The organism is Sphingomonas radicis, from assembly GCF_051400635.1.
Lineage (GTDB): Bacteria > Pseudomonadota > Alphaproteobacteria > Sphingomonadales > Sphingomonadaceae > Sphingomonas.
The window spans coordinates 1,113,793-1,138,592 of record NZ_JBLFFG010000002.1 but is presented as its reverse complement, the minus strand read 5'-3'; the positions used below and the strand labels follow the sequence as shown (position 1 = coordinate 1,138,592).

General features: G+C 68.6%; 24 protein-coding genes. 13 read left to right on the top strand and 11 right to left on the bottom strand.

The annotated features are described in order from the left end of the window. From ACMGDH_RS12275 to ACMGDH_RS12265, 3 genes are all read right to left on the bottom strand, one after another. Nucleotides 1-794, bottom strand: a 794-nt coding sequence (locus ACMGDH_RS12275) for a HAMP domain-containing protein (protein ID WP_436828209.1), incomplete at its 3' end; no start/stop codon positions are given. A gap of 324 nt (nucleotides 795-1,118) precedes the next feature. After that, nucleotides 1,119-1,733 carry a response regulator transcription factor gene (locus ACMGDH_RS12270; RefSeq protein WP_436828208.1) on the bottom strand — a complete coding sequence of 205 codons (615 nt, stop codon included), beginning with the start codon at nucleotides 1,731-1,733 and terminating at the stop codon, nucleotides 1,119-1,121. Beyond that, complete coding sequence (locus ACMGDH_RS12265; protein WP_436828207.1) at nucleotides 1,708-4,467, bottom strand: PAS domain S-box protein; 2,760 nt, start codon at nucleotides 4,465-4,467, stop codon at nucleotides 1,708-1,710. Before ACMGDH_RS12265 ends, ACMGDH_RS12270 begins: the two co-directional genes overlap by 26 nt. Before the next feature lie 218 nt (nucleotides 4,468-4,685). On the opposite strand from ACMGDH_RS12265, the gene ACMGDH_RS12260 reads away from it, so the two are divergent. The 3 genes from ACMGDH_RS12260 (at nucleotide 4,686) to ACMGDH_RS12250 (ending at nucleotide 7,896) form a co-directional block, all read left to right on the top strand. Beyond that, nucleotides 4,686-6,107: an amidohydrolase gene (locus ACMGDH_RS12260; protein ID WP_436828206.1), complete on the top strand. Its 1,422-nt coding sequence runs from the start codon at nucleotides 4,686-4,688 to the stop codon at nucleotides 6,105-6,107. Then, the gene (locus ACMGDH_RS12255) at nucleotides 6,107-7,414 is read left to right on the top strand and encodes an amidohydrolase family protein (RefSeq protein ID WP_436828252.1); all 1,308 of its coding nucleotides are present in this window, start codon (nucleotides 6,107-6,109) and stop codon (nucleotides 7,412-7,414) included. Before ACMGDH_RS12260 ends, ACMGDH_RS12255 begins: the two co-directional genes overlap by 1 nt. A 95-nt stretch (nucleotides 7,415-7,509) precedes the next feature. Further along, nucleotides 7,510-7,896, top strand: coding sequence for a hypothetical protein (locus ACMGDH_RS12250; protein WP_436828205.1), 387 nt, complete (start codon nucleotides 7,510-7,512; stop codon nucleotides 7,894-7,896). Between the two features lie 199 nt (nucleotides 7,897-8,095). Here ACMGDH_RS12250 and ACMGDH_RS12245 read toward each other — a convergent pair whose 3' ends face one another. Then, the gene (locus ACMGDH_RS12245) at nucleotides 8,096-10,561 is read right to left on the bottom strand and encodes a PhoX family protein (protein WP_436828204.1); all 2,466 of its coding nucleotides are present in this window, start codon (nucleotides 10,559-10,561) and stop codon (nucleotides 8,096-8,098) included. A 159-nt stretch (nucleotides 10,562-10,720) separates the two neighbouring features. Between ACMGDH_RS12245 and ACMGDH_RS12240 the strand changes: the two genes are divergently transcribed. The 3 genes from ACMGDH_RS12240 to ACMGDH_RS12230 are packed head-to-tail and all read left to right on the top strand — an operon-like array spanning nucleotide 10,721 to nucleotide 12,143. After that, complete coding sequence (locus tag ACMGDH_RS12240) at nucleotides 10,721-11,269, top strand: hypothetical protein (RefSeq protein WP_436828203.1); 549 nt, start codon at nucleotides 10,721-10,723, stop codon at nucleotides 11,267-11,269. Beyond that, nucleotides 11,266-11,730 (top strand): hypothetical protein, encoded by a 465-nt coding sequence (locus ACMGDH_RS12235; RefSeq protein ID WP_436828202.1) that lies wholly within the window; start codon nucleotides 11,266-11,268, stop codon nucleotides 11,728-11,730. The genes ACMGDH_RS12240 and ACMGDH_RS12235 overlap by 4 nt, the downstream gene beginning before the upstream one ends. Further along, nucleotides 11,727-12,143, top strand: a complete 417-nt coding sequence (locus tag ACMGDH_RS12230) for a hypothetical protein (protein ID WP_436828201.1) — start codon at nucleotides 11,727-11,729, stop codon at nucleotides 12,141-12,143. The genes ACMGDH_RS12235 and ACMGDH_RS12230 overlap by 4 nt, the downstream gene beginning before the upstream one ends. Before the next feature lie 6 nt (nucleotides 12,144-12,149). Here ACMGDH_RS12230 and gspD read toward each other — a convergent pair whose 3' ends face one another. The 5 genes from gspD to gspG are packed head-to-tail and all read right to left on the bottom strand — an operon-like array spanning nucleotide 12,150 to nucleotide 16,319. Then, nucleotides 12,150-14,204 (bottom strand): type II secretion system secretin GspD, encoded by a 2,055-nt coding sequence (gene gspD, locus ACMGDH_RS12225; protein WP_436828200.1) that lies wholly within the window; start codon nucleotides 14,202-14,204, stop codon nucleotides 12,150-12,152. Nucleotides 14,205-14,216: 12 nt separating this feature from the next. Continuing rightward, the gene (locus ACMGDH_RS12220; protein WP_436828199.1) at nucleotides 14,217-15,017 is read right to left on the bottom strand and encodes a type II secretion system protein N; all 801 of its coding nucleotides are present in this window, start codon (nucleotides 15,015-15,017) and stop codon (nucleotides 14,217-14,219) included. Next, nucleotides 15,014-15,364, bottom strand: coding sequence for a type II secretion system minor pseudopilin GspI (gene gspI, locus ACMGDH_RS12215; protein ID WP_436828198.1), 351 nt, complete (start codon nucleotides 15,362-15,364; stop codon nucleotides 15,014-15,016). Before gspI ends, ACMGDH_RS12220 begins: the two co-directional genes overlap by 4 nt. Continuing rightward, nucleotides 15,361-15,843, bottom strand: coding sequence for a prepilin-type N-terminal cleavage/methylation domain-containing protein (locus tag ACMGDH_RS12210; protein ID WP_436828197.1), 483 nt, complete (start codon nucleotides 15,841-15,843; stop codon nucleotides 15,361-15,363). Before ACMGDH_RS12210 ends, gspI begins: the two co-directional genes overlap by 4 nt. 5 nt (nucleotides 15,844-15,848) lie before the next feature. Further along, nucleotides 15,849-16,319: a type II secretion system major pseudopilin GspG gene (gene gspG, locus ACMGDH_RS12205; RefSeq protein WP_436828196.1), complete on the bottom strand. Its 471-nt coding sequence runs from the start codon at nucleotides 16,317-16,319 to the stop codon at nucleotides 15,849-15,851. Between the two features lie 45 nt (nucleotides 16,320-16,364). On the opposite strand from gspG, the gene gspL reads away from it, so the two are divergent. The 4 genes from gspL to ACMGDH_RS12185 are packed head-to-tail and all read left to right on the top strand — an operon-like array spanning nucleotide 16,365 to nucleotide 20,675. Beyond that, on the top strand, nucleotides 16,365-17,474 hold the full coding sequence (gspL, locus tag ACMGDH_RS12200; RefSeq protein ID WP_436828195.1) for a type II secretion system protein GspL: 1,110 nt from the start codon (nucleotides 16,365-16,367) through the stop codon (nucleotides 17,472-17,474). Further along, entirely contained in the window at nucleotides 17,471-17,968 is a 498-nt protein-coding gene (locus ACMGDH_RS12195) for a type II secretion system protein M (protein WP_436828194.1), read from the top strand. The genes gspL and ACMGDH_RS12195 overlap by 4 nt, the downstream gene beginning before the upstream one ends. Next, complete coding sequence (gene gspE, locus ACMGDH_RS12190) at nucleotides 17,965-19,458, top strand: type II secretion system ATPase GspE (protein WP_436828193.1); 1,494 nt, start codon at nucleotides 17,965-17,967, stop codon at nucleotides 19,456-19,458. The genes ACMGDH_RS12195 and gspE overlap by 4 nt, the downstream gene beginning before the upstream one ends. Beyond that, nucleotides 19,458-20,675 (top strand): type II secretion system F family protein, encoded by a 1,218-nt coding sequence (locus ACMGDH_RS12185; protein WP_436828192.1) that lies wholly within the window; start codon nucleotides 19,458-19,460, stop codon nucleotides 20,673-20,675. The genes gspE and ACMGDH_RS12185 overlap by 1 nt, the downstream gene beginning before the upstream one ends. Here the strand turns inward: ACMGDH_RS12185 and gspN are convergent, their stop codons facing one another. Then, a complete protein-coding gene (gene gspN, locus ACMGDH_RS12180; RefSeq protein WP_436828191.1) occupies nucleotides 20,676-21,368 on the bottom strand; it encodes a type II secretion system protein N in 693 nt (230 codons plus the stop codon). Between the two features lie 23 nt (nucleotides 21,369-21,391). Here gspN and ACMGDH_RS12175 point away from each other — a divergent pair, with 23 nt between their 5' ends. Genes ACMGDH_RS12175 through ACMGDH_RS12165 form a run of 3 tightly spaced genes read left to right on the top strand, consistent with a single transcriptional unit; the run spans nucleotide 21,392 to nucleotide 23,923 of the window. Further along, entirely contained in the window at nucleotides 21,392-22,435 is a 1,044-nt protein-coding gene (locus ACMGDH_RS12175) for an ABC transporter substrate-binding protein (protein ID WP_436828190.1), read from the top strand. 16 nt (nucleotides 22,436-22,451) lie between these two features. After that, nucleotides 22,452-23,048, top strand: coding sequence for a PulJ/GspJ family protein (locus ACMGDH_RS12170; protein WP_436828189.1), 597 nt, complete (start codon nucleotides 22,452-22,454; stop codon nucleotides 23,046-23,048). Continuing rightward, on the top strand, nucleotides 23,045-23,923 hold the full coding sequence (locus tag ACMGDH_RS12165; RefSeq protein ID WP_436828188.1) for a type II secretion system minor pseudopilin: 879 nt from the start codon (nucleotides 23,045-23,047) through the stop codon (nucleotides 23,921-23,923). Before ACMGDH_RS12170 ends, ACMGDH_RS12165 begins: the two co-directional genes overlap by 4 nt. 455 nt (nucleotides 23,924-24,378) lie before the next feature. Here ACMGDH_RS12165 and ACMGDH_RS12160 read toward each other — a convergent pair whose 3' ends face one another. Beyond that, nucleotides 24,379-24,696: an endonuclease domain-containing protein gene (locus tag ACMGDH_RS12160; protein ID WP_436828187.1), complete on the bottom strand. Its 318-nt coding sequence runs from the start codon at nucleotides 24,694-24,696 to the stop codon at nucleotides 24,379-24,381. Between the last annotated feature and the right edge of the window lie 104 nt (nucleotides 24,697-24,800).

The window sequence follows — 24,800 nt, the reverse complement described above, 5'->3', positions numbered from 1 at the left end:
TCCTTCTCGACAGCCGCCTCGCGGAACACCAGCACCGCCTTCGCCATCGCGCCGATCTCGTCGCCGCGATCGGTGCCGGGAACTGCATCCGCGTTGTTGCCCGCCGCAAGAGTCTTCATTCGATCCTGCAGCTGCGCGATCGGGCCGGTGATGCCGCTACGCGAAACGAAGAGCGAGATGGCAATGGCGCCGCCGATGGCGATCAGCGAAACCGCCAGCATGATCATGGACGTGCTGCTCGCGCTGGCCGAAAGCTCGGTTGCCAGCGCACGCCCAGCGGCGATGCGTTCGTTGTTCGCCTTGGTGGCAATGATGCTGAATTCGTCGGCCTTCTTGTCGAGATCGGCGAGGATCGCGCGGGCCGCGTCGTTCTGATCCTGCTGGCCGTAGCGGATAGCCTGTTCCGCGCCTTCATGGATCGCAACGATGTTGCTGCGCAGAACCTCGATTTCGCCGCCGAAGCTGGGATCGAGCTGCTTGGCCTCGTCCAGATAGCGCAGCGCATCGGCATGGGCCTTGCGCTCGGTTTCGCCGGCGGCACGTGCCTCGGCCGAGGTGCCCGGATAGGCCATCGCGCGATAACCCGAATAGACCATCTGGTTGGAGAGGCGGTTCACGCGTGCCATCAACGTGCTGACCGGCAGCTTCTTCTCGACGAGAGCCGAATAGGAATCGTTGGTGCTCTGGAGCGCGCGCGATCCATAGAAGGCGACCGCGAGCGTGACCACGCCGAGCATCAGCAGCAGCGCGAGGATCTTCGTGGAAATCTTAAATCGGGCGAGCATATCCGCCATGGGTGCACCTTTGCTGTGGAGGCAAGCGAGGGCCGCCCGCCCCAGGAACTGACCCATGACTTATAGGAGACGCGGGGAGGGGCCCGGCTGCTCGGGGGCGCGAAAGCGCTTCCGTAGATTCACCTAGCACGCTGATCCCTCCCTGGCGGGGGAGGTGTCAGGCGTAGCCTGACGGGGGAGGAAGCACGCCACTCATGTTCTGGCATCCGCCCCCTCCGTCGCCTTCGGCGCCACCTCCCCCTTGCGGGGGAGGATTAGCGTTCCCTCGTTTCGGGTACTAAGTCTGGACAGCGGCGCTCAGCGACAGCGCCAAGTGCCAGCGGTTCAATCCTTGGGGAAAAGCCCTGCCGCGAATGCGATACGCAGTGCTTCGGAAAGGCTGCGCACCTCGAGCTTTTCCATCAGGTTCGCCCGGTAGATCTCCACCGTCCGCGGGCTGATGTCGAGCTCATAGGCGATGATCTTGTTCGATCGGCCTTCGATCAACCCCTTGAGCACATCGGTCTCGCGGGGGCTGAGCTTGGCGATCTTGGCTTCGGCGGCATTGAGGCGGGCAGCCTCCTCGCTATTCTCTTCCAGTCGCGCGAAGGCGTTGTCGATCACCTGCATCAGCACTTCGGCTTCATAGGGCTTTTCGAGGAAGTCGAGCGCGCCGGCCTTCATCGCCTGGACCGCGAGCCCGACATTGCCCTGGCCGGTGAGCACGACCGGCACGAACCGCGCCTTGCCGTCCAGCGCCTGGAGCACGTCGAGGCCGGTCGCACCCGGCATGTGGAAATCGAGGAGGAGCACGCCGGGATCGAGCTCGGCCGCTTCCTCGAGAAATGCGTCGCCCGAGCGATAGCTGCGGACCACTAAGTCGCTTCGCACGGAGAGCAGCGAGTGCAGAGAGGCGCGGACCGCGTCGTCGTCGTCAACGATGTAGATTGTCCTGGTCATTCGTCTCCCCCTGTTCCACGGCGGGCAAGGTGAAGCGGAAACATGCTCCGCCTTCCGGACGATTGTCGCCCCGCAAGGTTCCGCCGTGCGCTTCGATGATACGTTTGCTGATCGAAAGACCAATACCCATTCCGCCTCCGCCGATGCCCTTCGTCGTAGTGAAGCGGGAGAAAAGATTATCCAGCACATGTGAAGGCATGCCGGGGCCGTTGTCCGTTACTGCGATCTCGATCATGTGATCATCCGATCTGCGCGAGGCGATCGTGATTATCTTTTCCTTCTGATCTGATTGGCGCAGGGCATCTATTGCATTTCTCAGCAGGTTCACGAGCACTTGCTGGACCTGGATGCGATCGGCGAAGACGAATTGCACGTCGGGGTCGAGCTGGTAGTTGACGCGGATGTTGGCCAGGCCGGTGCTCACCAGCACCAGGTCCACCGCGTCGCGAACCGTGCGATCGACCAGCTCGGTGCGCATTTCCACTTCGCCGCGCGCCATGAAAGCCCGCAGCCGCCGGATGATCTCTCCGGCGCGCTGGGTCTGCTCGACGCCCATGCGCAGCAGCTCCGAGATGCGCTCCGGGTCTTCGCCGCGCTCTAGCAGCATGCGTGCCGCAGCAAGGAAGTTGGAGGTGGCGCTGAGCGGCTGGTTCAGCTCGTGCGCCAGATCGGCTGCCAGCTCGCTCATCGCACTCTGGCGCGAGACATGCGCGATCTCGGCATTGAGGTCGCGCAGCCGCTCCTCGGCCGTGACCTGCTCGGTGAGATCGCGCAGGAAGATGGTCAGCAGCAGATCCTGATCGCTGTGCGCCACGCCGGTGCGCGCTTCCACCGGGAACTGGCGCCCGTCCTTCGCCTGGGCAACGGAGGTGATGACCCGGTCCGTGAGCCCCCGGCCGGTTTCGAGGAAGCGACGGAGCACGGCGGCGATACCCTCGCGCTCGGTGACCGGTGCGAGGATGGTGAAATGCTGCCCGACCACCTCTTCGGGAGCATAGCCCCAAAGCCGTTGTGCCGCGGTGCTGAACTGCAGGATCTGCCCCTGGGCATCGATGACGACGATCGCATCGGGAACGGTGTCGAGCAGCGACTGGAGATGCACTTCGCGGCGGCGAAGCGCCGCCTCGCGCTCGTCGCGTGCGGTGACGTCCAGGATCATGCCGACGCCGCGCTCCATCCGGCCCTGGCCATCGTAGAAGACGCGCGCCGAGCCCTCGACCACGCGAACGTCGCGAGGGTGCGCCAACCGCCAGCGGAAGCTGAACTTGTCGGCCCGATCGCGCTCGGCCTGTGCGATCGTCTCCAGCACGTCCTCGGCATCCGCCGGATCGACCTGCGCCTGCCAACGATCGATGTTGGACAGCGCGCCGGGCTCGAGGCCCAGCCGCTGCTCGGTGCCCGGCGACCAGTCGATCCGGCCGCTCGGCACGTGCCACTCGAAAATGCCCAACTCGTGCGCGGAAGCTGCGGCGGCGAGCCGTTCCTCGCTAGCACGCAGCGCCTCGGTCGCCGCCACCTGCTGCGAGATGTCGTTGACGCCGAGAACCAGCAATGTCCCGCGCAGCGGGCTCTCCACCCGGTGCACGCGTTCGAGCACATGGAGTTCGCGCCGGTCCTTGGTCGTTTCCACGAGCTGCTGGACATCGGCGCCGATGCGGGTGGGCCTGCCATGGTCCTGCAGCTGGCAGCGCGAGCGGAGCAGCGCATATTTGTTCCTGCCTCGCGCCTCGTCCACGCTCCAGCCGTAAAGCTGCTCGCAGCCCTGCGACCAGTGGACGATGGTTCCGTCGGGGGCGACGACGGCGACTGTGGCGTTGTCGAGCGCATGGCTGAGTTCGAGGAGCGCCGCCTGGTCCCGTGCGATGCGTGATGCCGCCCAATAGCCTATGATCGCGACTGCCAGCAGGTTGCACAGCAGCAGGAGCAATTCCTGCCCGAGCGAGGAAGCGCGGTCGCTCTGCACGAAGAACAGGTTGAAGATCGGCGGAAGCAGCGGCACCACCAGCGCCGCCGGCAGCAGCAGCCGCGCCACGCGCCAGATGCCCTTGCGCACCGCGAAGAGCCGGATCCAGTTGAAGCTGCCGTGCTGGACCAGGATTGCGCCCGCCACGCAGACTGCGCACATCGCCGAAGGTATCGAGATCGAGCGGTAATAGGCGACCGGGTCGCCGGGGCGGATCGAGAGCACGGCGATCGCGGGAAGCGTCGAGAAAGCGAGGAATGCAGCCACTGCGGTGACGCCCACTGCGACGGCGATCACTACGCCATGCGCTTCGTCCGAGCCGCGCTGGCGGGCGATCGAGAAATAGCCGGCGAGGCTGAGCAGCACCAGGAGCGTCACCGGGTTGAGGCCCGGCCTGCCGGGGTGTGCGGCGGGGAATTGCGCCAGGAGATCGCCGAACAACAGCCGATCAATCCCGAAGTCGCTGCCGGTGACAGCCTGGAGCGCGGAAGTCGCCGCCACCGCCAGCGGCACGATCCAGAGCGCGGCCGCGATGCGCCGCTGATCCAGGATCGCGGCGAGATGGCCGAGCGAAAGCGCGGTGAAGCCGATCGCGGTCAGCGGCCAGATCGGGAAATAGGCAATGCCGAAACCACGCAGGTGCGGCTGATCAAAGATCCAACCCGAAAGCGCGAGCGCGCCGCAAAGGGCGCCCAGGAAAGCCAGCGTGGCAGCATCGAACCGCGTGGCGTGCGTAGCTGTGGAAACGGGTGCCCGGTGATCTCTCTGCACGCCGATCTTCCCCAGAACGAGCCAACAGCCCCAAGACAGCACAACACAACCGGGTGCGGAAGGCTCCGCGGGGTCCGGCGGCGCCGACAAGCTGCCCTGCAGGCACTAAGGATTTCTGAAGAGGCGCATCCCGCGCGCTTGCCAAAGCCCCCGCTTGCCGCGATCACAGGCGCCTGCGCCGGGGGGCGCTGCCAGAATATCAACAGGAGGAGTCGCGCTTGAACCGTTCGGTCCTAATTCTCGGCGCCGTAGTGGCGCTGGGCGGGTGTGCCGCCAACGCCGGGGAGCCGCGCAGCAGCGCGTCCGAGCCGGCGTCCGCGAACGGGCCCGGCAAGGGCAAGGGCTATAGCCACGATCCCTTTCCTTCGACCTATCGGCCCTATCCGGGCAGGGCCACGCTGATTACCAACGTCACCATCTTCGACGGCGAAGGTGCGCGGATCGAGAACGGATCGGTGCTGTTCCGCGACGGCAAGATCGTCGCGGTCGGGCAGGGGCTCGCGGCCGAGGACGGCGTGACCGTGATCGACGGGCGCGGCAAATATCTGACCCCCGGCGTGATCGACGTCCACAGCCATCTGGGCGACTATCCGTCCCCGGGGGTGGAGGCGCATTCGGACGGCAACGAGATGACCTCGCCCGTCACCGCGGAAGTCTGGGCCGAGCACAGCGTCTGGCCGCAGGACCCGGGCTTCGGGCGCGCGCTGACCAACGGCGGCGTGACCACGCTCCAGATCCTGCCGGGATCGGCCAATCTGTTCGGCGGCCGCTCGGTGACGGTGAAGAACGTTTATGCGCGCACGATGCAGGGGATGAAGTTCCCGGGCGCTCCCTATGGCCTCAAGATGGCGTGCGGCGAGAATCCCAAGCGCGTCTACGGCGCCAAGGGGCGGATGCCCTCGACGCGGATGGGCAATGTCGCGGTCGACCGCCAGACCTGGGCGCGCGCGGCCGAATACAAGCGCCGCTGGGACAAATATGAGGACAAGGGCGGCGAGCCCCCGGCGCGCGACATCGCGATGGACACGCTGCGCGGGGTGATCGAGGGCGAGATCCTGGTCCACAACCATTGCTACCGCGCCGACGAAATGGCGGTCGTCATGGATATGGCCAAGGAGTTCGGCTACAAGGTCACGGCGTTCCACCATGCTGTGGAGGCATACAAGATCGCCGATCTGCTCAAGGCGAACCAGACCTGCGCGGCGGTGTGGGCCGACTGGTACGGCTTCAAGATGGAAGCCTATGACGCGATCAACGAGAACCTCGCCATCCTGGAGAAGGAAGGCGCCTGCGCGATGATCCATTCGGACGACGCGAACGGCATCCAGCGGCTCAACCAGGAAGTCGCCAAGGCGCGCTCCGCGGCGCTCAAGGGCGGGCTGAACATCTCCGAGGAAGCGGCTTGGCGCTGGCTGGCAATCAACCCGGCCAAGGCGCTCGGCATCGCGGACGAGACCGGCAGCCTCAAGCCCGGCAAGATGGCGGACGTGGTGCTATGGAACGGCAATCCGTTCAGCGTCTACACGCGCCCGCAGATGGTGTGGGTCGACGGCGCGCTTCTCTACGATGCGGCGAACCCGAAGCTGCGGCCCGTTTCCGATTTCGAGCTCGGCCAGCCGGGCGAGGGGGATGTGAAGTGATCGACAAGCTACTTCTCTGCACCGCCGCCGCGCTCGCGCTGGCGGCGCCCGCCGCCGCGCAGGACGTGGCGATCACCAATGCCAAGCTCGTGATCGGCGACGGCGCCGGCCCGGTCGAGGGCGGAACCGTGGTGGTCCGCGGCGGGCGGGTGGTTGCGGCCGGCCCGGGTGTCGCGGTGCCTGCGGGCGTCCGCACGGTCGATGCCGGCGGGCGCTATGTGACTCCGGGCATCTTCGCCGGCTTCACTCGCATGGGCATCGTCGAGGTCGACGCCGTCCAGGGCACCAACGACAGCAGCGCGGGCAGCTCGCCCTTCAATGCCGCGCTCGATGTCGCGCCCGCGGTGAACCCCAAGTCGAGCCCGCTCGCGGTCAATCGGCTCGAAGGCGTCACCCGCGCGGTGGTCGCGCCCGACAACAGCAACGGATCGATCTTCGCCGGGCAGGGCGCGATCATCGATCTCGCGCCTGACATGGAAGCAGTCACGCGGCCGCGCGCGTTCCAGTTCATGGAATTCGGCGAGGTGGGCGCCCGCAGCGCCGGGGGCAGCCGGCCGGCAGCCTATGCGATGCTGCGCAATGCGCTGTTCGAAGTGCGCGACTATGTCCGCAACCCGGCGAGCTTCGCCGATCGCGGCAAGGACGCGCTGCTCACCCGCGCCGACGCCGAGGCGCTGGTGCCGGTGGTGCAGGGCAAGGTACCGCTGCTCGCGCATGTCGAGCGCGCGTCGGACATTCTCGGTGTGCTGCGGCTCAAGCAGGAGATTCCCGCGCTCAAGCTCGTGCTCGTCGGCGCGACCGAAGGCTGGACGGTGGCGCGCGAGATCGCGGCGGCAGGCGTGCCGGTGATCGCTTCCGCGCTCGCGGATCTGCCGGCGTCGTTCGAATCGCTCGCGGCGACCCAGTCGAACATCGGCCGGATGAAGGCCGCCGGCGTGACGGTGGGCATCGGCACGATCAACGAGGACGAGGCCCGGCAGGCGCGCTGGGAGAAGCAGTTCGCCGGCAATCTCGTCGCGCTGGGCCGTATCCCGGGGGCCGCCGGGCTCGACTGGGGCGAGGCGTTCGCGACGATCACTGCGCGCCCGGCGGAGGCGCTCGGCATGGGCGACGAATTCGGCTCGCTTCGGCCCGGCCGGCGTGGCGACGTGGTGATCTGGGACGGCGACCCGCTCGAGATCGGCACTTCGGCCGTGTCGGTATTCATAGACGGCGTCGAACAGCCGATGACGAGCCGCCAGACGCGGCTGCGCGAGCGTTATTGGGATCCGAAGGAAGGCGCGTTGCCCAAGGCTTATCAGCATTGAGCCGGCGGGTCGTTGCGGAACCTTCATGATGCTGTGGCATTGCTGCGGCTGAACGCGTGGCCACGCCGCCGGCGGGCCTGGATGGGAGAAATGACATGACCAAGCGCATTCTGCTGCCCGCGGTTGCAGCGCTGGCGCTGGCCGGGTGCCAATCCGAGCCGGCGCAGGACAATGCTGCCGTTCCGGTCAACACGGCCGAGCCGATCAATGCAGATGCGGAAGCGAACGCGATCGGCAATGCGGCGGGACCTGAGAATGCACTGGCCGCCGTGCTCGAGATGAACGACCGGCAGCGCAACGTGGTGTTCATTCGCGCGCTGCTCGATGCAGGCCTTCCGTGCGAAGGCGTCACTTCGTCCGAGCGCGTGGATGACCTGAACGGCCAGCCCGCGTGGCGCGCTACCTGCGTGGGCGGCACCAGCCACCTGATCAGCATCTCGCCCGACGGCACCGCCAATATCGCCAGCCGTACCGACCGCTGACAGGAGCGCGCTGAAACTTGATAGCGGACGTTAAAGCCCCTCCCCTTCAGGGGAGGGGTTTGGGGCATGTAGCTTCATCGCTGCCGACGTGCGTGTGGACAGCCCCACCCCAACCCCTCCCCTGAAGGGGAGGGGCTAAGCCAGAAAAAATGGGGAGGCTCCGGAAAGAGCCTCCCCAGTGTTTTCCGGGAGGGGAAAATCAGAGGCCGACGACACCGCCGTCGTTCCTGGTGATGATCACCACCGCCGAGCGCGGGCGGACGGTGGCACCGGCGGTGCCGGTCGCCTGGCTGTCCGGCCAGTGGCTGTTCGGCGCCGCGGGCGAACCGCCTTCGCCCGGGTGCTGGATACCGACGAACAGCGTGCGCCCGTCCGGGGTCGAGTCGACGCCGGTGATTTCGCAGGCCACCGGGCCGACGAGGAAGCGCTTGAGCGTTGCGGCGGTCGCGGGTGCGCCCACGCGGGTCGCCTGAGTCGCGGTGGCGCCACCGGTGCCGGTGTTGGTGATCGTCCGCGCTCCGCCGTCGCCGACGGTGCCCGGAAGCGCCGCGAGCATCATGCAGTTGGTCACGTCGGTGAAGGCGCCATCGTCGGTCTGGAGCCAGAGTAGCGGGCGGACCTGGCCGGCCGGGTTGGTGGCGCGGCTGAACCAGGCACCGTCAGGGCTGGAGAAGTCCTGATCGGCCGTGAGGCCCGACAGATTGACGTTGGCGGCGTCCGCCTGCGCCGAGTCCGCACCGAACAGATAGATATCCCAGGTGAAGGCAGTCGCCTCGGTCGAGTTGTCGTTCTCGCGGATGCGGATGACGTGCCCGTTGGGATTGCCGAACTGATTGCTGGCGCCCTTGGGATCGTTGTAGTGGCGCGGATTGGCGGAATCGGTGCCGTTGAGCGGGCGGCCGGCGGCATTGTTGTTGGTGAGCGTCAGATAGACCTCGCCGTTCGCCGGATTGACCGCGGTCCATTCCGGCCGATCCATCGGCGTGGCGCCGACCACGTCCGCCGCGAGGCGCGTGTTCACCAGCACATCGGCCTGGTCCGCGAACGGATAGACGGTGCTGCTCGCGTCGATGCCGTTCTGGCCGAACACCAGCGGTGTCCAGCTGCCGGTGCCGTCGGCGTTGAACTTGGCGACGTAGAGCGTGCCGTTGTCGAGGTACTTGTCGCCCATCGCCAGCCGGTTGGCGGAGTTGGCATCCGCTGCGGCCCAGGCAGTGGCCGACACGAACTTGTAGAAATATTCGCGCCGCGAATCGTCACCCATGTACCAGGCGGGCTTGCGGCCGGCGACGAACAGGCCGGGCCAGCAGCCCTCATGGCCCATGCGGCCGAGCGCAGTGCGCTTGCGCGGCGTGGAGGCGGGATCATAGGGATCGATCTCGACAATCCAGCCGAACTGGTTGGGTTCGTTGCGGAAGTCCGCAGTCGCCGAAGCGCCCGTCGCGCGCGCGTCCCAGCGGCGGAAGCGCGTGTCGGCGGCATCGGCGGGGACGACGGTCGACCAGCTGTAGCTGCCCGAGCTGCTCGATACGCCGTAGCGGCCGAGCGCGGTCAGCTCCTTGGCGGTTCGCGCCGCATTGTCGCCGCTGCGGCGGAAATAGCCGGCCCAATTCTCCTCGCACGTCAGGTTGGTGGCCCAGGGGGTCACGCCATTGGCGCAGTTGTTGATCGTGCCGCGGCCGGTGGTTCCGTCGGGCGAATAGGCGGTCCTGATCAGGTCAGAGCCGCGCACCGGCCCGTTGAATACCATAGGGGTATTCGGCGTGATGCGGCGGTTGAAGCTGCTGTTCTGGACATAGGCCCAGCTGCGGTTCGCGCCTTCGCGATATTCGACGACGCTGACGCCGTGGCACTCGATCTCCTTGATCGCCTCGGCTTCCGGGCGAGCCTGGCCGGCGCCGATGCCGGTGGGGCCTGCCGGATGCAGGTAGGATTCAGTGACGTTCTCATGGTTCTGCACGAGCAGGCCGCGCGTCGAGCTGTTGTCGTCGCGGGTGCCGGTGGTGCTGAGACCATACCAGTAGAGCGCGTCGCCATGATCGCCGATGCGCTGGGCGAAATTGGTGTCGGTGCCGTCGTTCTTGTACGCGGGAACGGCCGCGGCGATCGGATCGCCGAGCCGGGCGCCGATCTGGACGGTGTAACCCGTCGGCACGGTAACCACGTCGTTCAAGTTCTTCGCGACCGCGGCAAAGCTCAGCGTCGCCGGGTTCACGGTGACGGTGGTGTCGCGATAGGTGGTGCTGGTGGTGTTGTTCACATAGCGGAAGACGAACTGCGTCGCCGCCGAGACCGCAGGCGCAATGAAGGTTGCGGTGGAAGTGAGGGCGCCGTTCAGCGTGACTGCGGGGCCGGAAACCTGGACCCAGCTCTGGCCGCCCGTAGTGCCGGTGCCGGTGAGCGTCACCATCTGGCCCGAGCTGGCAGTGACGGAGGTGCCGGGTTCGGCGGTGGGAGGCGGCGGCGTGGCGTTCGCTTCGTTGTCGTCGCATGCCGCGAGCACCGATGCGCCGAGCGTGGCGGCGACGATCGCCGAGCCGCCGCGGAGCGTCTGGCGGCGCGAGAGCCGCTGCGCTGCCAGCTCGTTGAGCGTGGTGGTGGTGCTGCGATTGGTGTCGACGTCGCCGTCGGAATAGCCGAAGCCGGTTTCGGTCAGATCGTTCATGGAAACCCCCAAGCATCCGGGCCAGTCGCGGTCCGGTTCCGGTTGCTTTGGGAGGTGCGGTTTACGGGGTGATGGAACAGCCGTGACACGCGTGTGACTTCTTCGCGTCGATCGCGTGACGCTTTGCTCCGATCCCTGCGACGGGGTAAGCGAGCACGCGTGACACCGGAGCCGGCATCAGACGACCTTGCGGGCACGCGGCCGCCCAGCAGCCTGGCGGAGCGGCTCGTGCAGCGCGCCCGCACGCGTGCTGCGCGTGCGCCGACAACCGCTCCACCGGCCGATTGGCGGGTTGCGCTGGCGATCGCCGGACTGATCCTGTCGGCGCCGCTGCTGACCATCGTGGGTGCCAAGCTGTTGACTGGCGGAGCGGAGCGGGAGGCTTCGGCGCTCAGCACCCAGCTTGCGCCGCGCATTGCTGCACAGCGCGAAGCCGAGGCCGCGCACCAGCGGCTCGCCGATGCGCTGCGTGGTCCCGGGCCCAGTGGAACGATCGAAGCATTGGCGCGAACGCTGCCGGCCGAGGCGAAGATTGCGCGGCTTGCGCGTGAGCCGGGTGGCGCGATCGATCTCGAAGTCGCCGCGCCAGATCCGGACCGGCTTCGCTCGGCGCTGCGCCGCGCGCCGGAATTTGCCAGGGTGCGCGATGCGGGCCAGCGTGCGGGCGATGGCGAGATGATCAGCCGCTTCAGGATCGCGGCGCCGTGAAGGTCCCGCCGCTCCTGCTTGGTGTCGGCGCCGGCCTGATCGGCGCGCTACTCATCGCACCCCTCGCCGGTTCGGCGCTGGGGGAGCTCGCGTCGGCACGGGCGGAGCGGGATTCGCTGCGCGCCGAGGCCGATGCTCCGACGACGCGCCAGCCGCTGCTCGCTCCCGGCCTTGCCCTGCGCGCCGGAGACGCTGCCGCGGCGCGGACTCTCGCTGCCGCGCGCGTGCAGGCGCGTGCCAAGGCAGGCGGTCTGCTGGTCGAGGACAGCGGCGCGCTGGCGGCTCCGGCGGGAGTCATTGCACTGCGGCTGCGCGTCTCGGGTGCCGAGAAGGCCGTGCTCGAGTTCGCCGATGCGCTCGAACGCGAAAAGCCGCTGTTGCGTCTGCGCGGCTGGCAGATCGAGGCGCTTCCGGGTGGCAGCGTCCGGCTCTCGGGCGAACTGGTGGCGGGATGGCGATGATCGCGCGCCGCGATGCCATCGCGCTGGGTTTGGCGGGCGCCTTTGCCGTGCTGACTCCGTTGGTGCTGCTCGCGTCGGCCGAGCGCAGGTCACCCATCCCTGTCCGTCGCGCGCTTCCGCCGCTGACTGCCGCGGCGCCCGCAACGTTGACAGCGGCTTATGAGCGCGCGCTGTTCGGCCAGCCCGAAGGGGTCGCAGCAGAGGCGTTGCCGCAGGATGCGCCCGTACTGGTGGGCGTGGCCGGCAGGCTGGGTGCCGATGCAGTGGCGCTGGTCCGCGGCGCCGACGGCGCCACACGCACGCTGGCGATCGGCGAGAGCGTCGACGGCTGGCAACTGGCGTCGCTCGCGATCGACGCGGCTTTCTTCACGCGAGGGGCGCAGCGTATCCGCGTACCCCTGCAGGCGGAATAGCCTCGCTTAGTAGATGCCCTCGATCTCCACCGTCAGCCGCGGCGTGGGGGGCGCGAGCAACAGGCTGGAGCGGCGATTGTTCTCCATCTCGTCGGCGCGCAGCTTGGCGTATTTCTCCTTTGCCGCCGCCGCCGCATCGGCGCCGTCCCGCAGGATCCGCGGGCGCAGGAAGATGAAGAGCGTGCGCTTCTGGCGCGTCTCGCGGCGGCTCTTGAACAGCTCGCCCACGATCGGGATGTCGCCGAGGACCGGCACCTGGCGGCGGACGTCCTGATAATCGTCGCTGATCAGTCCGCCGAGCACGATCGTCTCGCCGTTGTCTGCGAGCACGGTGGTGTTGATCGCGCGGCGATTGGTGATCAGGTCCGATGCGTTGGGCACCGTGCTCGCGGCGATCGACGAGGCTTCCTGATTGACCTGGAGGCGGATCGTGTCGCCCGCGTTGACGCGCGGCAGGATGCGCAGCGTGATGCCCACGTCCTTGCGCTCGATCGTGTTGTAGGGGCGCACGTTGGTGCTGTCGGTGAGGACCGAGCCGGTGACGAACGGCACGTTCTGACCCACGACGATCTCGCCGACGACATTGTCCAGCGTGGTGATCTGCGGCGTCGAAAGCAGGTTCGCCTTGGTCGATACGCCGAGCGCCTGGACCAGGATCGAGAAATCGTCGCCGATCGCCACATTGCCGGTGAAGCCTTCGCCGATCAGGGCGCCGAGCGGCACGCCGAGCGTTCGCAGAATCTGCCCCAGCGACGCGAAGCCGCTGTCGCTCTGCGAAAAGGAGGTCCCGGCGCCTTCCTGGCCCAGCACGGCGCCGCCGGTGCCGAGCTGTACCGCCAGCGCCTCGGCATCGTCGCCGGTGATCTCGGCGATCGCCGCCTCGATCAGCACCTGCGGGCGGCGCACGTCGAGATCGGTGATGAGCGATTCGATCGAGGCGATCGCCTGTGGCGTTCCGCGGACCACCACCGCGTTGAGCTCGGGCGCGGGCTGGACGGTGAGCTCGGGGGTCGAGAAACCCTGCGGAGTCTCGACCGTTGGGGACTGCATCACCGGCTGGGTGGGCGCGCTCGCCTGGCCGTTGGCGAGCGTCGAAGCGCTGTTGCCGTTCGCCAGCCCTGCGAGCATCTGCGACTGGTTCGGCCGCGCGAACGGATTCTGGTTCTCCGAAAGGCTGCGCGCCACCGGATTATCGGCCGACTCGCCCTGGCCGAGGATACCGCGCAGCACGTCCGTCACCGTCTCGGCATCGGCATAGTTGAGCCGGAACATGCGCGTGATCGGCGTTGCGCCACCGGGCTGGTCGAGCGAGGCGGTGATGCGTCGCGCCTCGGCTACGGCGGCGGGCGTACCGCGGATGATCACCGTGTTGCTGCGCGCATCGGCTGCCACGCGTGCGCCGGCGCCCGCCTGGTCACCGAGCACCGCCTGGAGCGACTCGGCGACGTCCGCCGCGTTGCCGTTCTTGAGCGTGATCGTCGCGAAGCTGGCGCCGCCGCCGCCGTCGAGCTGGCGCACGATCGCCTCGATCCGGCGGACATTGTCGGCATAGTCGGTGATGACGACCGCATTGGGGCTGGTGAGGGGTTCAACGCTGCCGAAAGTCGCGACCAGCGGCCGGGCGATGCGCGCGGCATCGGCTGCGGGCACGTTCGAGAGGCGCACCATGCGCGTCACCAGCTCCTGCCCCGATGCGCCGCGGCTGGGCACGCCCCCGTCGCGCACCGCGTTGGCGGCTGGGACGATGCGCCAGGCGCGGCCCGATCGGACCGCAGCGAATCCGTTGGCGCGCAGCACCGACTGGAACAGCTCCCAGACGCCGCTGGGCGTGAGCGGAGTCGCCGACGTGACAGTGACGACGCCCTTCACTGCGGGATCGAGGATCAGCGTGCGCCCGGTGATGCGCGAGATCTGGTCCGCGACATCGGCGATCTCGACGCCGCGCATATTGACCACGACGTCGGCAGTCTCCTCCTGCGCCGCCGGGAGCTGCGCCGCCGCCACGGCGTCCAGCGCGATGCCGGTGAGGGCAAGAGCGGCGAGGGTGGAGCGAATCTTCACGGGAGGTACTTTCTAGCGGAGCGGAACGGTAAGCGTCAGCCGCTTCCCGTCGCGAAGGATCTGAATCTGGGCGGAGCCGCTCGCCTGGGCGGCAGCGAAGGCAGCGTTGGCGGCTGCGGGATCGTTGAGCGGCGTGCCGTTGACCGACTGGATCACGTCGCCGGCCATCATCCCGGCGGGAGCATTTGCGCCGATGCGATAACCTCCCGGCCCGGGCGAAGCACCGAAGCGCTCGAGCATCGCCGCGGTGCCCGCGGCCGGCGGCGGATTTGCTGGAGCCGGAGGCGCAGCGTTCGGCGCGCCGCCGGGCGGAGGCGGTGGCGCCGCCTGCGCGGCTGCCTGACGCTCCTCGGGCGTGAGCGACGGATCGGGAAAGGCCAGGAACTCGGTGCGTCCGCCGATCGCCAGGATCACCCTATCGCGCAGGATCGACTGGATCGTCGCGCCGCTCACGCTCTCGCCGACGTGGAACGCGACCGGCGCTGCGCCGCTCACTGCGATGAAAGCCGTGGAGAGCGTAGCCGGGTTGGCTGCGATCACGCCCTTGAGCTCGAGCGGCAGCGTCGTCGGCTGGCCGGACTCGGCGACGAGCGGCTTGCCGAACGGCGCGAGCGCGAGGGCAGGGGCGATGTCGGGCGGCACGGCGGGGCCGCTGCGGCCTGAAGGAATCGTGATCGCCCCCATTCCCGCGTGGCCGGCGATTCGCCAGGTGAGCCCGGCGAGCGCGATTGCGGCCGAGACGACTACCGTCCCGGTCAGCAAATCGAGCGCAGTGCGCGTTTGGCGCGGTGTTAGGCTGAAACCCCCGATCATCGTCTGCGTGCGTCCACGAACCCGTCGAGCGATGCAAGAGGTGCTTTTTCATTGGCCGCGGTAACGGCGACGCGGACGCGATCGATTTCGGGATCGTCGGTGCGGCGCCGCTCGACTGCGACACGCCATTGCTGGCCGAGCATATCGACGGAATCGGACGCCGGCGGAATACGCGCCTCGAGTTCCGCCAGCCGGTTTTCCGCCGCCCACATTGCCGCGGTCCGGCGTTCGACTCCGCGCGTCGAATCGATGTGCGATTCGACCGTGCGCATCAGCCCCACCGTGGCGATCGCGAGGACGGCGAGCGCAACGAGCGCTTCGATCAGCGAGAAACCCTCGTCGTTCATGCCGCGGGTGCCGGGGAAGCCGTTGCAGTCAGCCCGTCATAAGTGACGCGCCAGCGCTGGTCGCCCGACTCGATGAGCGCCGAGAGCGGACGCCCGCCGCCGTCGACACCGAGGATCACGGGCGGCCTCACGTCGAGGGTCACGACCATCCCGCCCGGGAGCCGGTGGAAGCCGAAAGCATCGTCGGTGCGCGCTAGCAGCGTTCCGTCTGCGCCGATCGTGGCGAAGCCATAGCCGTTCTTGGCGGCGGTGAACGCGATCATTCGATCGCCCAGCATCGCATCGTCAGCCGCCGCCTGGAGGCGGGTGGCGAGGCGCCGTGCCTCGGCCTCGGCGCTTGGCGCTCGGGTGATGCTCCCAACGCCGATCGACACCGCGCCCGCCATCACGGCGATGATCGCGAGGACCACGAGCATTTCGACGAGCGTGAGTCCGGCCTCGCCGTGCCGCCTTGCCGCGGTGCTGCCGGTCCCCCCCATGGGCGTCAGCGCTTTCTCACGATGTCCGCGTCGACACCCTCGCCACCCGGCTGGCCGTCTCGGCCGAGCGACTTGATCTCATAGGTCTGGCCATTCGACGTATAGGCATAGTCCCGCCCCCACGGGTCCTGCGGCATCGTCGAGAGATAGCCGCCATCCGGGAAGGCAGTGGGAGCCGGCGGCACGGCAGTGCGCTCGACCAGCGCCTTGAGGCCCTGCTCGCTGGTAGGATAGGCGCCGTTGTCGAGGCGATAGGTGGTGAGCTGGCTGGCAATCGTGGCGATATCGGTGTTCGCGGTGGTCACGCGCGCCTGATCGGGCCGGCCGATCACGTTGGGGACGATCAGCGCCGCCACGAGTGCGATGATCGCCAGCACGACGATCATCTCGACGAGAGTCAGTCCTTCTTCGCCCTTCGGAGTTGTGCGGCGCTTGCTGTTCTGCCTAAGCAGTGCGATGTCACTAAACTGTTTCAAAACTATGCGCATCCCCGCCCCATGCGTCCTTCCCATGAAGCAAATGTGACAGCCTCCGGCCGTGCCCTTGGTGCGCCCGATGCGCCGGAACCGCGCGCCGCGGGCGTCTGGACGCTGGCGAGCGGCCGGCTGATCATAGCCGAGCGGGGTGGTCCTGCAACCATCCTCGTGCCCAGCGAGCAGGTGCGTCTGCTCGCGGTCGACTTGCCGCTGCCGAACAAGGCCAAGAGGCTCGAGGCGCTGCCCTTCGCCATCGAGGAAGCGATCGCCGAGCCGCCCGAATCGGTCCATCTCGCGCTCGGCATGGAAGTCGCCCCCAAACGCTATCTGGTGGGGGTGGTGCGCCACGAAATGATGGCGGCCTGGATCGAGATCGCCGAAGAGGCGGGGCTGGATCATGCCGCGCTCGTGCCCGACGCGCTCGCGGTGCCGCGTCCGGCCGAGGGCGAATGGGCGGTCGATCTCGCCGGTGACCGCGCGACAGTGCGTTCGGGCGACGGGACGGGCTTCGCCTGTCCGGCGGCAATGCTGCTGCCCGCCTGGGAAGCAGCAGGCAGGCCGGGCGTGCTTTCCTATGGCGCGCCGCTGCCGGAGGCGATGCAGGCGATCGAGAGCGCCGCGAGCATTGCAGCGCTCTCCGAACGGCTGCTCGAACCCGCGCTTGATTTGCGCCAGGGTGCCTATGCGCGCCGCCGTCCTGCGTTGCCCAACGTCTGGCGGCGGCTCGGCTGGATCGTCGCGATCGGCGCCGCCGCGCATGTCGTGATCGCCGCCGCCGACACGCTGATGCTCCAGCGGATCGTCGATCGTCGTGCCGAGGAAACCCGCGCGGCTTTCGCGGCCGCCGCGCCGGGAGCGACGCCCGGTGCCGATCTCGCCGCGACCGTCACCGACATGCTTCCCGCACCGGGCACGGCCGCGCCCGATGCGTTCCTGCCGCTTCTGACGCGCGTCTCGGGCGCGCTGGGGCCGCTGGCGGGCGGGCTCACCGTGCGCAGCATGACCTTCCAGGCCAACACGCTCACGCTCGATCTCGACGGGGCCGATGCAGGGCTTGCCGGCCGGATCGACGCCGCATTGCGCGGTGCGCGCGTGCCCGGCAGCGTCACACGCTCGCCCGATGGCTCGATCCGCGTTACGGCGAGCGCCGCATGAGGCTCGTCATCTCTCGCATGCCCGCGCTCGATGCGGCGCTCGCCCGCTTCGATGGCTGGTGGAGTACGCTTTCGTCGCGCGAACGGGTGCTCGTATCCATCTTCGGGGCGCTGCTGGCGCTGACGATCCTGATCTTCGGCGTGGTGAAGCCTCTCCAGGCTGCGCGCGCGCAGGCGATCGCCGATATCCGAACGCACGAGACGCTCACCGCACGCATCCGCGCTGCCGGGACGCTTAGTGCCACGCCTGCCGCGCGCCGCCAGGGTGCACCTCGGGATGTCGCGATCAGTTCGGCGCAGAGCTTCGGGCTCACAGTCGTGCCCAAAGCGGTGGGCGGGGGCGTGCGCGTGACCGTGGCCGACGCCACATATGAATCGCTCATGGCCTGGCTCGCCGATCTGAGCGCGACGAGCGACCTGCGCGTCCGCCGGCTCGAGATCCAGCGCCGCCCGGCTGCCGGGCACGTCTCGGCCACCGTGGATCTCGGCGCATGAGCGAAGAGCTGATCCTGGTGGAGGACGCGCCGCCGCCGCGCACGCTCCCCTACAGCTTCGCGCGCAAGCATGGGGTGTTGCTGCGCGCGGGGCCGGCGGGGCTCGAGTGTCTCCACCGTGTGGGAGCGGGACTCGATGGGCTGCTCGAAGTCCAGCGCATCGCGCCGGGCGTGCCGCTGGTAGCAGTGGCCGACGAGGCGTTCGACGCCGCGCTGAGCCAGGCCTATAGCGAGCGTGCCGGCGTCGCCGCGGACTTCGACATCGGCGACATGGACCTCGCCGCGCTCGCCGACAGCGTCGCCTCGATCGACGACCTTCTCGACACGCGCGACGACGCCCCGGTCATCCGGCTGATCAACGCGTTGCTGCTCGAGGCAGTCAAGGAAGGCGCCTCGGACGTCCATATCGAGACGCAGGAGAAGCGTCTCGTGGTGCGCTTCCGGATTGATGGCGTGCTGCGCGACATGCTCGAGCCGCCGCGGGCGCTGGCACCGTTGCTCGTCAGCCGCATCAAGGTGATGGCCAAGCTCGACATCGCCGAACGCCGCATCCCGCAGGACGGGCGTGTGACGCTGCGCATTGGCGGGCACGATGTCGACGCGCGCGTCTCGACCATCCCGACCCAGCACGGCGAGCGGGTGGTGATGCGGTTGCTCGAAAAGGGCTCGCTGCGGCTCGACCTCGAATCGCTGGGAATGAGTGCAAAGGACCGTGAGGTGTTTGCGCGGCTGCTCGATCGACCGCACGGGATGATGCTCGTCACCGGTCCCACCGGGTCGGGCAAGACCACCACGCTATATTCCGCGCTGACGCGGCTCAACGATCGCAAGCGCAATATCATGACGGTCGAGGACCCGATCGAATATGAGCTGGCGGGCATCGCGCAGACTCAGGTCAACCCGCGCACCGACATGAGCTTTGCCCGTGGGCTGCGCGCGATCCTGCGGCAGGACCCCGACGTGATCATGGTCGGGGAAATTCGCGACCACGAGACTGCCGAGGTTGCGGTGCGCTCCGCCATGACCGGCCATTTCGTGCTTTCGACGCTCCATACCAACAGCGCGATCGGTTCGGTGACGCGCCTGATCGACATGGGCGTCGAGCGCTATCTGCTCGCACCGATGCTCGTGGGGCTGGTAGCGCAGCGGCTCGTGCGGCGGCTGTGCCCCGAATGCCGCTGGCAGGACGAAGCGACCGAGGCCGATTCGCGACTGCTGGGCGGGGCGCTCAAGCCCGGCAAGAAGATCTGGCGGCGCGGCGGATGCGATTCCTGTCACGGCGAGGGTTATCGCGGTCGCGCCGGGCTGTACGAAGTCGTGCCGGTGGATGAGCGGCTGCAGAAGCTGATTCATGACGGGGCGTCCGAAGCCGACCTCGAAAAGGCAGCGCGCAAGGTCAGCCCCAGCCTGCTCGAGGATGGCGTGACCAAGCTGCGGGAAGGGCTCACCACCGTCGAGGAAGTCGCGCGCGTCACGCGGGAAGAAGCCTGATGCCCGCCTACGCCTATCGTGCCGCGGATCGCGCCGGTGCGGCGAAGCGCGGGATCATCGAGGCGTCGAGCCCCGCTGCGGCGCGGGCGCTGCTGCGCGAGCAGGCGCTGCTGCCGCTTTCGGTCGAGCCGGCGTCGGAGCGGGGGCAGGGCTTCCGCATCGACTTGTTCCGCCGCAATCGCATCTCGCCGCGTGCACTGTCCACGCTCACCCGCCAGATCGCGACTTTGGTCGGGTCTGACATCCCGGTCGAGGAGGCGTTGCGCCTCGTCGCCACTCAGTCCGAGGCGCCCGCGGTCAGCAGCTTGCTGCTCGACGTGCGCGGCGCGATCCTCGACGGGCGGAGCTTCGCTGCGGCGCTTTCGGCGCATCCCAAGGCCTTCCCCGAATTCTACCGCGCCTCGGTTGCGGCGGGCGAGGCGTCGGGGCAGCTTCCCGACGTGCTCAACCATCTCGCCGAGTTCGTCGAGATGCGCCAGGCCAACGGCCAGAAGCTCCAGCTCGCGCTGCTCTATCCGGCGCTGCTGGCCTGCGTCTCCTTCGGGATGATGGCGCTGCTGATGGTCTATGTCGTGCCCGACATCGTTCGCGTCTTCGTCTCGCGTGGCGCGGACCTGCCGCTGCTCACGCGGGTGCTGATTGCGATCAGCTGGTTCCTCCAGAATTTCGGCCTGTACCTGATCCTCGCGGTCGCCGTGGCGGGGCTGGTGGCGGGGCGCTGGGTGCGGGTGCCCGCCAACCGGCTGCGGCTGCATCGCTTCTTCACCGAGCGCCGCCCGTTCCGCCGCTTCAGCCGCCAGCTCAGCGCCGCGCGCTTCGCCGGGAGCCTCGCGACGCTGGTGGGGAGCGCTGTGCCGCTCGTCGAAGCGCTCCACGCCGCCGCCGCCGTGACGCCCAACCATTGGGTCCGTGAAAAGGCGCTGGGGGTGGCGCAGCGGGTACGCGAAGGCATCTCGCTGCGCGCGGCGATGCAGGAAGCCGGGGTGTTCCCCACCATGCTCGTCGCGATCGTCGCCTCGGGCGAGTCCAGCGGCCGCCTTGCCCCCGCGCTCGGCCGCGCCGCCAGTGAGCTCGAACGCGAGCTGGATGCGCTGGTCGCGACGCTCGTCTCGCTGGTCGAGCCGCTGGTGCTGCTGGTGATGGGCGGGCTGGTGCTGATGATGGTGCTCGCGATCCTCCTTCCGATCATCAACCTCAACAATCTGGTTACGCTGTAATCACATCTGCCCCTGGATCCGCGCGCCTGCGGGCATTCCGAGGAACGGCATCATCGCGGCGCCATCCGGCGTGACTCCGAAATCGAGCGTGCCGTCTTCGGCGAGCTCGGCCGACACCAGCACGCGGCGGCGCTGCGCCATGGGAGCGATGCGGATCGTCGTGCGGTTGCCGATGTGCTCGGCGGTGAGGATCAGCGCGGGGAGGGGGGAGGCAGGCCCTGCACCTTTGGGGCGGCAGCTTCCCGGATCGCTGGTGGCGGTGCCCGACAGCATCTGCGTGCCGCCGCCGACCGCGATCCGATCCATTTCGACCTGCATGGTCAGGTCGCAGGTGAAGGGCAGGTTGGGCTGGATCGCCTGGAGCAGGCTGGCGTCGGCCGATCCACTCGCCTTGTCGATCACCACGCGCCCGCCCGGGTGCACGAGCAGACGGCCGCCCATGTCGGTGTCCGGCCCTGTCGCCTTCCAGTCCGCGGCGAAAGCGAGGGACGTCAGCGAGCGCAGCGGCGCCATCTGCCATTCGAATTTCGAGCCGCCGGCGACGCCGACCTCGCCGTTCCAGACCGTCCCTGCCACCCCGGTGCGCCACGGGCGGTTCTTCACCACCACGCTGGCCGGCAGCGTCGCGAGCATCGCCAGCACATAGGAGGCTATGCCCAGCACCGCGAAGACGATAATACGCCGGCGTGCCACACCCCCCGTACCTGGAGTCGGCAATGGACCGGCGGTCCCTGCTGAGGTTGCTGCAATCAGGCCTGGTCGCGTCAGCGGCATCGGTCGTGCTTCCCCAATCTGCGCTTGCCGCAGCGGCGAAGAAGGACAAGCGTCCGGTCGCGCTGCTGGTGCCGCTCACGGGCCCGCGAGCGCGGATCGGCCTTAGCATGCGTCAGGCGGCGTTGCTCGCGGAAAACAGCGCCTATGTGCAGAGCTTCGATACCGGCGGCACCGCGGCGGGGGCCGCGGCAGCGGCGGCGAGCGCGCTCAAGAAGCGCCCCGCGCTGATCCTGGGGCCGCTTTCGGCCGAGGAAGTGCCGGCGGTGAGCAGTACGGTGGCCGGCCGCGTGCCGATCATCGCGTTCAGCAACGATACGGTTCTGCGCCAGCCGGGCACCTACATCTTCGGGATTACCCCCGGGCAAGTGACCGGGGCGATCCTGCGCTATGCGCGTTCGCGCGGCGTGAAGGACATCGCCGTGATCGACGACGGCACGCCGTGGAGCGCCGCCGCATCGGTCGCCGCGGGCCAGCACGAAGGCGAGCTCGGCATCAGTGTGCGCGTGCTCGAAGTGCGCGACGGCCAGCCGCTTCCCGCCGCGGGCGAGGCGCCCGACGCCGTGCTGCTGCCCGGCAGCGGCGAGGCAGTGCTCGCCGCGGCGCGCAACCTCAAGCAGACCGGCATCCAGCTGCTCGGCACGCTCCAGGGGCTCGACCACCGCCCGCAGGCGCTGGAAGCGCTCGACGGCGCCTGGATCGCGAGTCCCGATCCGGCTGCGTTCGGGACCTTCGCGAGCGAATTCGCGGCGCGCAACGGCGGACGCCCGGGCACGATCGCGGCGCTGGCCTATGACGCCGCGGGGATCGCCAATTCGCTGCGCGATGCCGGCACGCTGGGTCCGGAAGGGCTGCTCGACAGCAAGGGCTTTCGCTGCGTCACCGGCCCGGTGCAGTTCCGCACCGACGGTTCGGTCGCGCGCGACTTCGCGATCCTGCTCGCGCGTGCCCACGGCTATGAGCCCGTGGCGGTGAGTTCGGGCGCCTGAGCCCGCGAACCGATCGATGCCGCCCCGCACCGGAAATCGTTCCGCGCCCGCCGGCGGCGAGGCCGGCTTCACGCTGATCGAGCTGATGATCTCGCTCGGGCTGTTCGCGCTGATCGCCGTCGCGGGGCTGGCGCTGGTAGATGGGATCATTAGCGTCCAGGGGCGCACCGAGAAGCGGCTCGATCGGCTGGCAGACCTGCAGCGCGCGATGTTCGTCGTGACGAACGACCTCGACCAGATCGCTTCCGGACCCCTCAGCGGCGGCGGCAGCGGCCTTGTCTTCACGCGTGCGGCACCGGGAATCGGCGGCGCGGCGGTGAAGCTGGAATATGGTGCGGCAGGAGGCGCGCTCGTCCGCCGGATCGGCCCGGCTCCGCAGATCGTGCTGGCGGGAGTGGGGCGGGCCCGGTGGCGCTTCTGGGACGGCGCATGGGTCGACCGCTGGCCGCTGCGCGAGGAGGATGCCGATCGCTGGCCGGGCGCAGTGGAGCTAAGCATGCAGGCGACCGGCCCGGGCGGAACCCCAGCCACGCTCCGCCGCGTGATCGCGCTGCCGGTGCGGCCGCAGGAGGACGAGGAGCAGGAACAGCAGCCGGGGCAGCCGCAGCCATGAGCGCGCGCGACGACGAATCGGGGATGATCCTGGTCAACGTGCTGATGTTCGTGGCGATCGCGGCAGGGCTGGTCGTGCTGATGATCAACCGCGAGGAGCTGGCGCTCGACCGCGCGCTGCGGGCGCGGGAGGCGGCGCGGGCGATGGCGGTGGTGCGCGGCGGCGAGCTTTCGGCGCTGGTGGCGCTGCGCCGCGACGGGGAGACCGCGCCCGACACCGACCATGTCGGGGAGCCCTGGGCACGGCTTTCCGAAGCTGGCGCGCCGATCGAGGGTGGCAGCTTCGACCTGGCGATCGCCGATGCCGAGGGGCGCTTCAACATCAATTCGGTGCGGCGGGGCGACGCGGCATCGACGATCCTGTTCATGGGCGTGGGCGAGGCGGCGGGGCTCACGCCCGAGCAGATCGTCGCCGCGATCCAATATGTGCGGCTCGAGGGGCCGGTCACCGACCTGCGTCCGCTGCGGCTCGCGGGGATCGATCCCAAGGTTGCCGACCGGCTGGAGCGGCTGGTGACGGCGCTTCCCGGGCGCACCACGCTCAACCTCAACGCGGCGAGCGAGGAAGTGCTGGCGGTGCTCTTTCGCGACCCGCTGGTGGGGGCGCGGCTGGCGCAGATTCGCGACCGCCAGGGCTTCCTCACCCAGAAGGATCTGGCGGACAACAATGTCACGCTCCCCTGGGGCACCAGCTTCCGCTCGAATACTTTCTGGGTGCGCACGCGGGCGACGATCGGCGGCACCAGCCAGCAGGCCGCGACGCTGATCCAGCGCCGCCGCACGCCCGACGGCCGGTTCGAAGCGATACCGGTCGAGCGCTGGCGCAACGCCGCCGTCCCGCCCGGCGCGCCGCCGTTGCCGGTACCGAACGGGTAGGGAAGCCGCTGTTTGGTTGGCTCCGGTTGACTCGATCGCGTGTTTTTCGGCCGAAGCGACAGCGACGCGCCAGCGAAGCGCCAACGAAGCGACACCGACGCTACAGGGACGCGCCACGGGCGCTACAGCTAAGCTACAACGACGCGCCGCCCACGCGGCAGCAACGCTACAGCGACGCAGCACCGAAGCTACACCTACGCGGCACCGACGCAGCAGCGAAGCGGCACCTGCGCGACGGGTACGCGGCGCCGGTGCGGCGACAAGCGGGGAAGGGGAATTCTTCTGCGCACACATATGCGAACGGAAACAGAACAAATCCTACATTTCCAGCAAATTTGAACGGTGGCTAGCGCCCCAATAGCGGAGGTTCTCTAATCCTCCCCCGGAGGGGGGAGGGGGACCGGCGAAGCCGGTGGAGGGGTATTCTCCCCGAGCGATGTTGGTGATGTGGAGCACTACGCCTTCAAGACTGCAGAGGACCTCGGCGGCAGGTATTCTGAGTACACGCACGCCTTGTGAACGCAGCCTGCGTCGCGAGCAGCGTCGCGTTCGGGTTGATCGCCGCGTTCATGGGCTTCGCCATCGACCTCGATTGCCAGCTTGTACCGCGGGCAGAAGAAATCGAGCGAATATGCCCCGGCGGGGTGTTGGCGCCGAAATCGCAATCCGCCGGGGCGTTTGCGCAATTGCTGCCACAGCAGCACCTCCGGCAGACTCATCTCCCGGCGCAGCTTTGCGGCGCGTCTTTGCGTTAGCTTCGGGCCGTGCAGCATGCGGCAATCTACCCCTCCACCAGCCTACGGCTGGTCCCCCTCCCCCTCCGGGGGAGGATTGAAGACAGCAAATGCGCTGCCCTGATGCAATGTCCGCTTCCGAC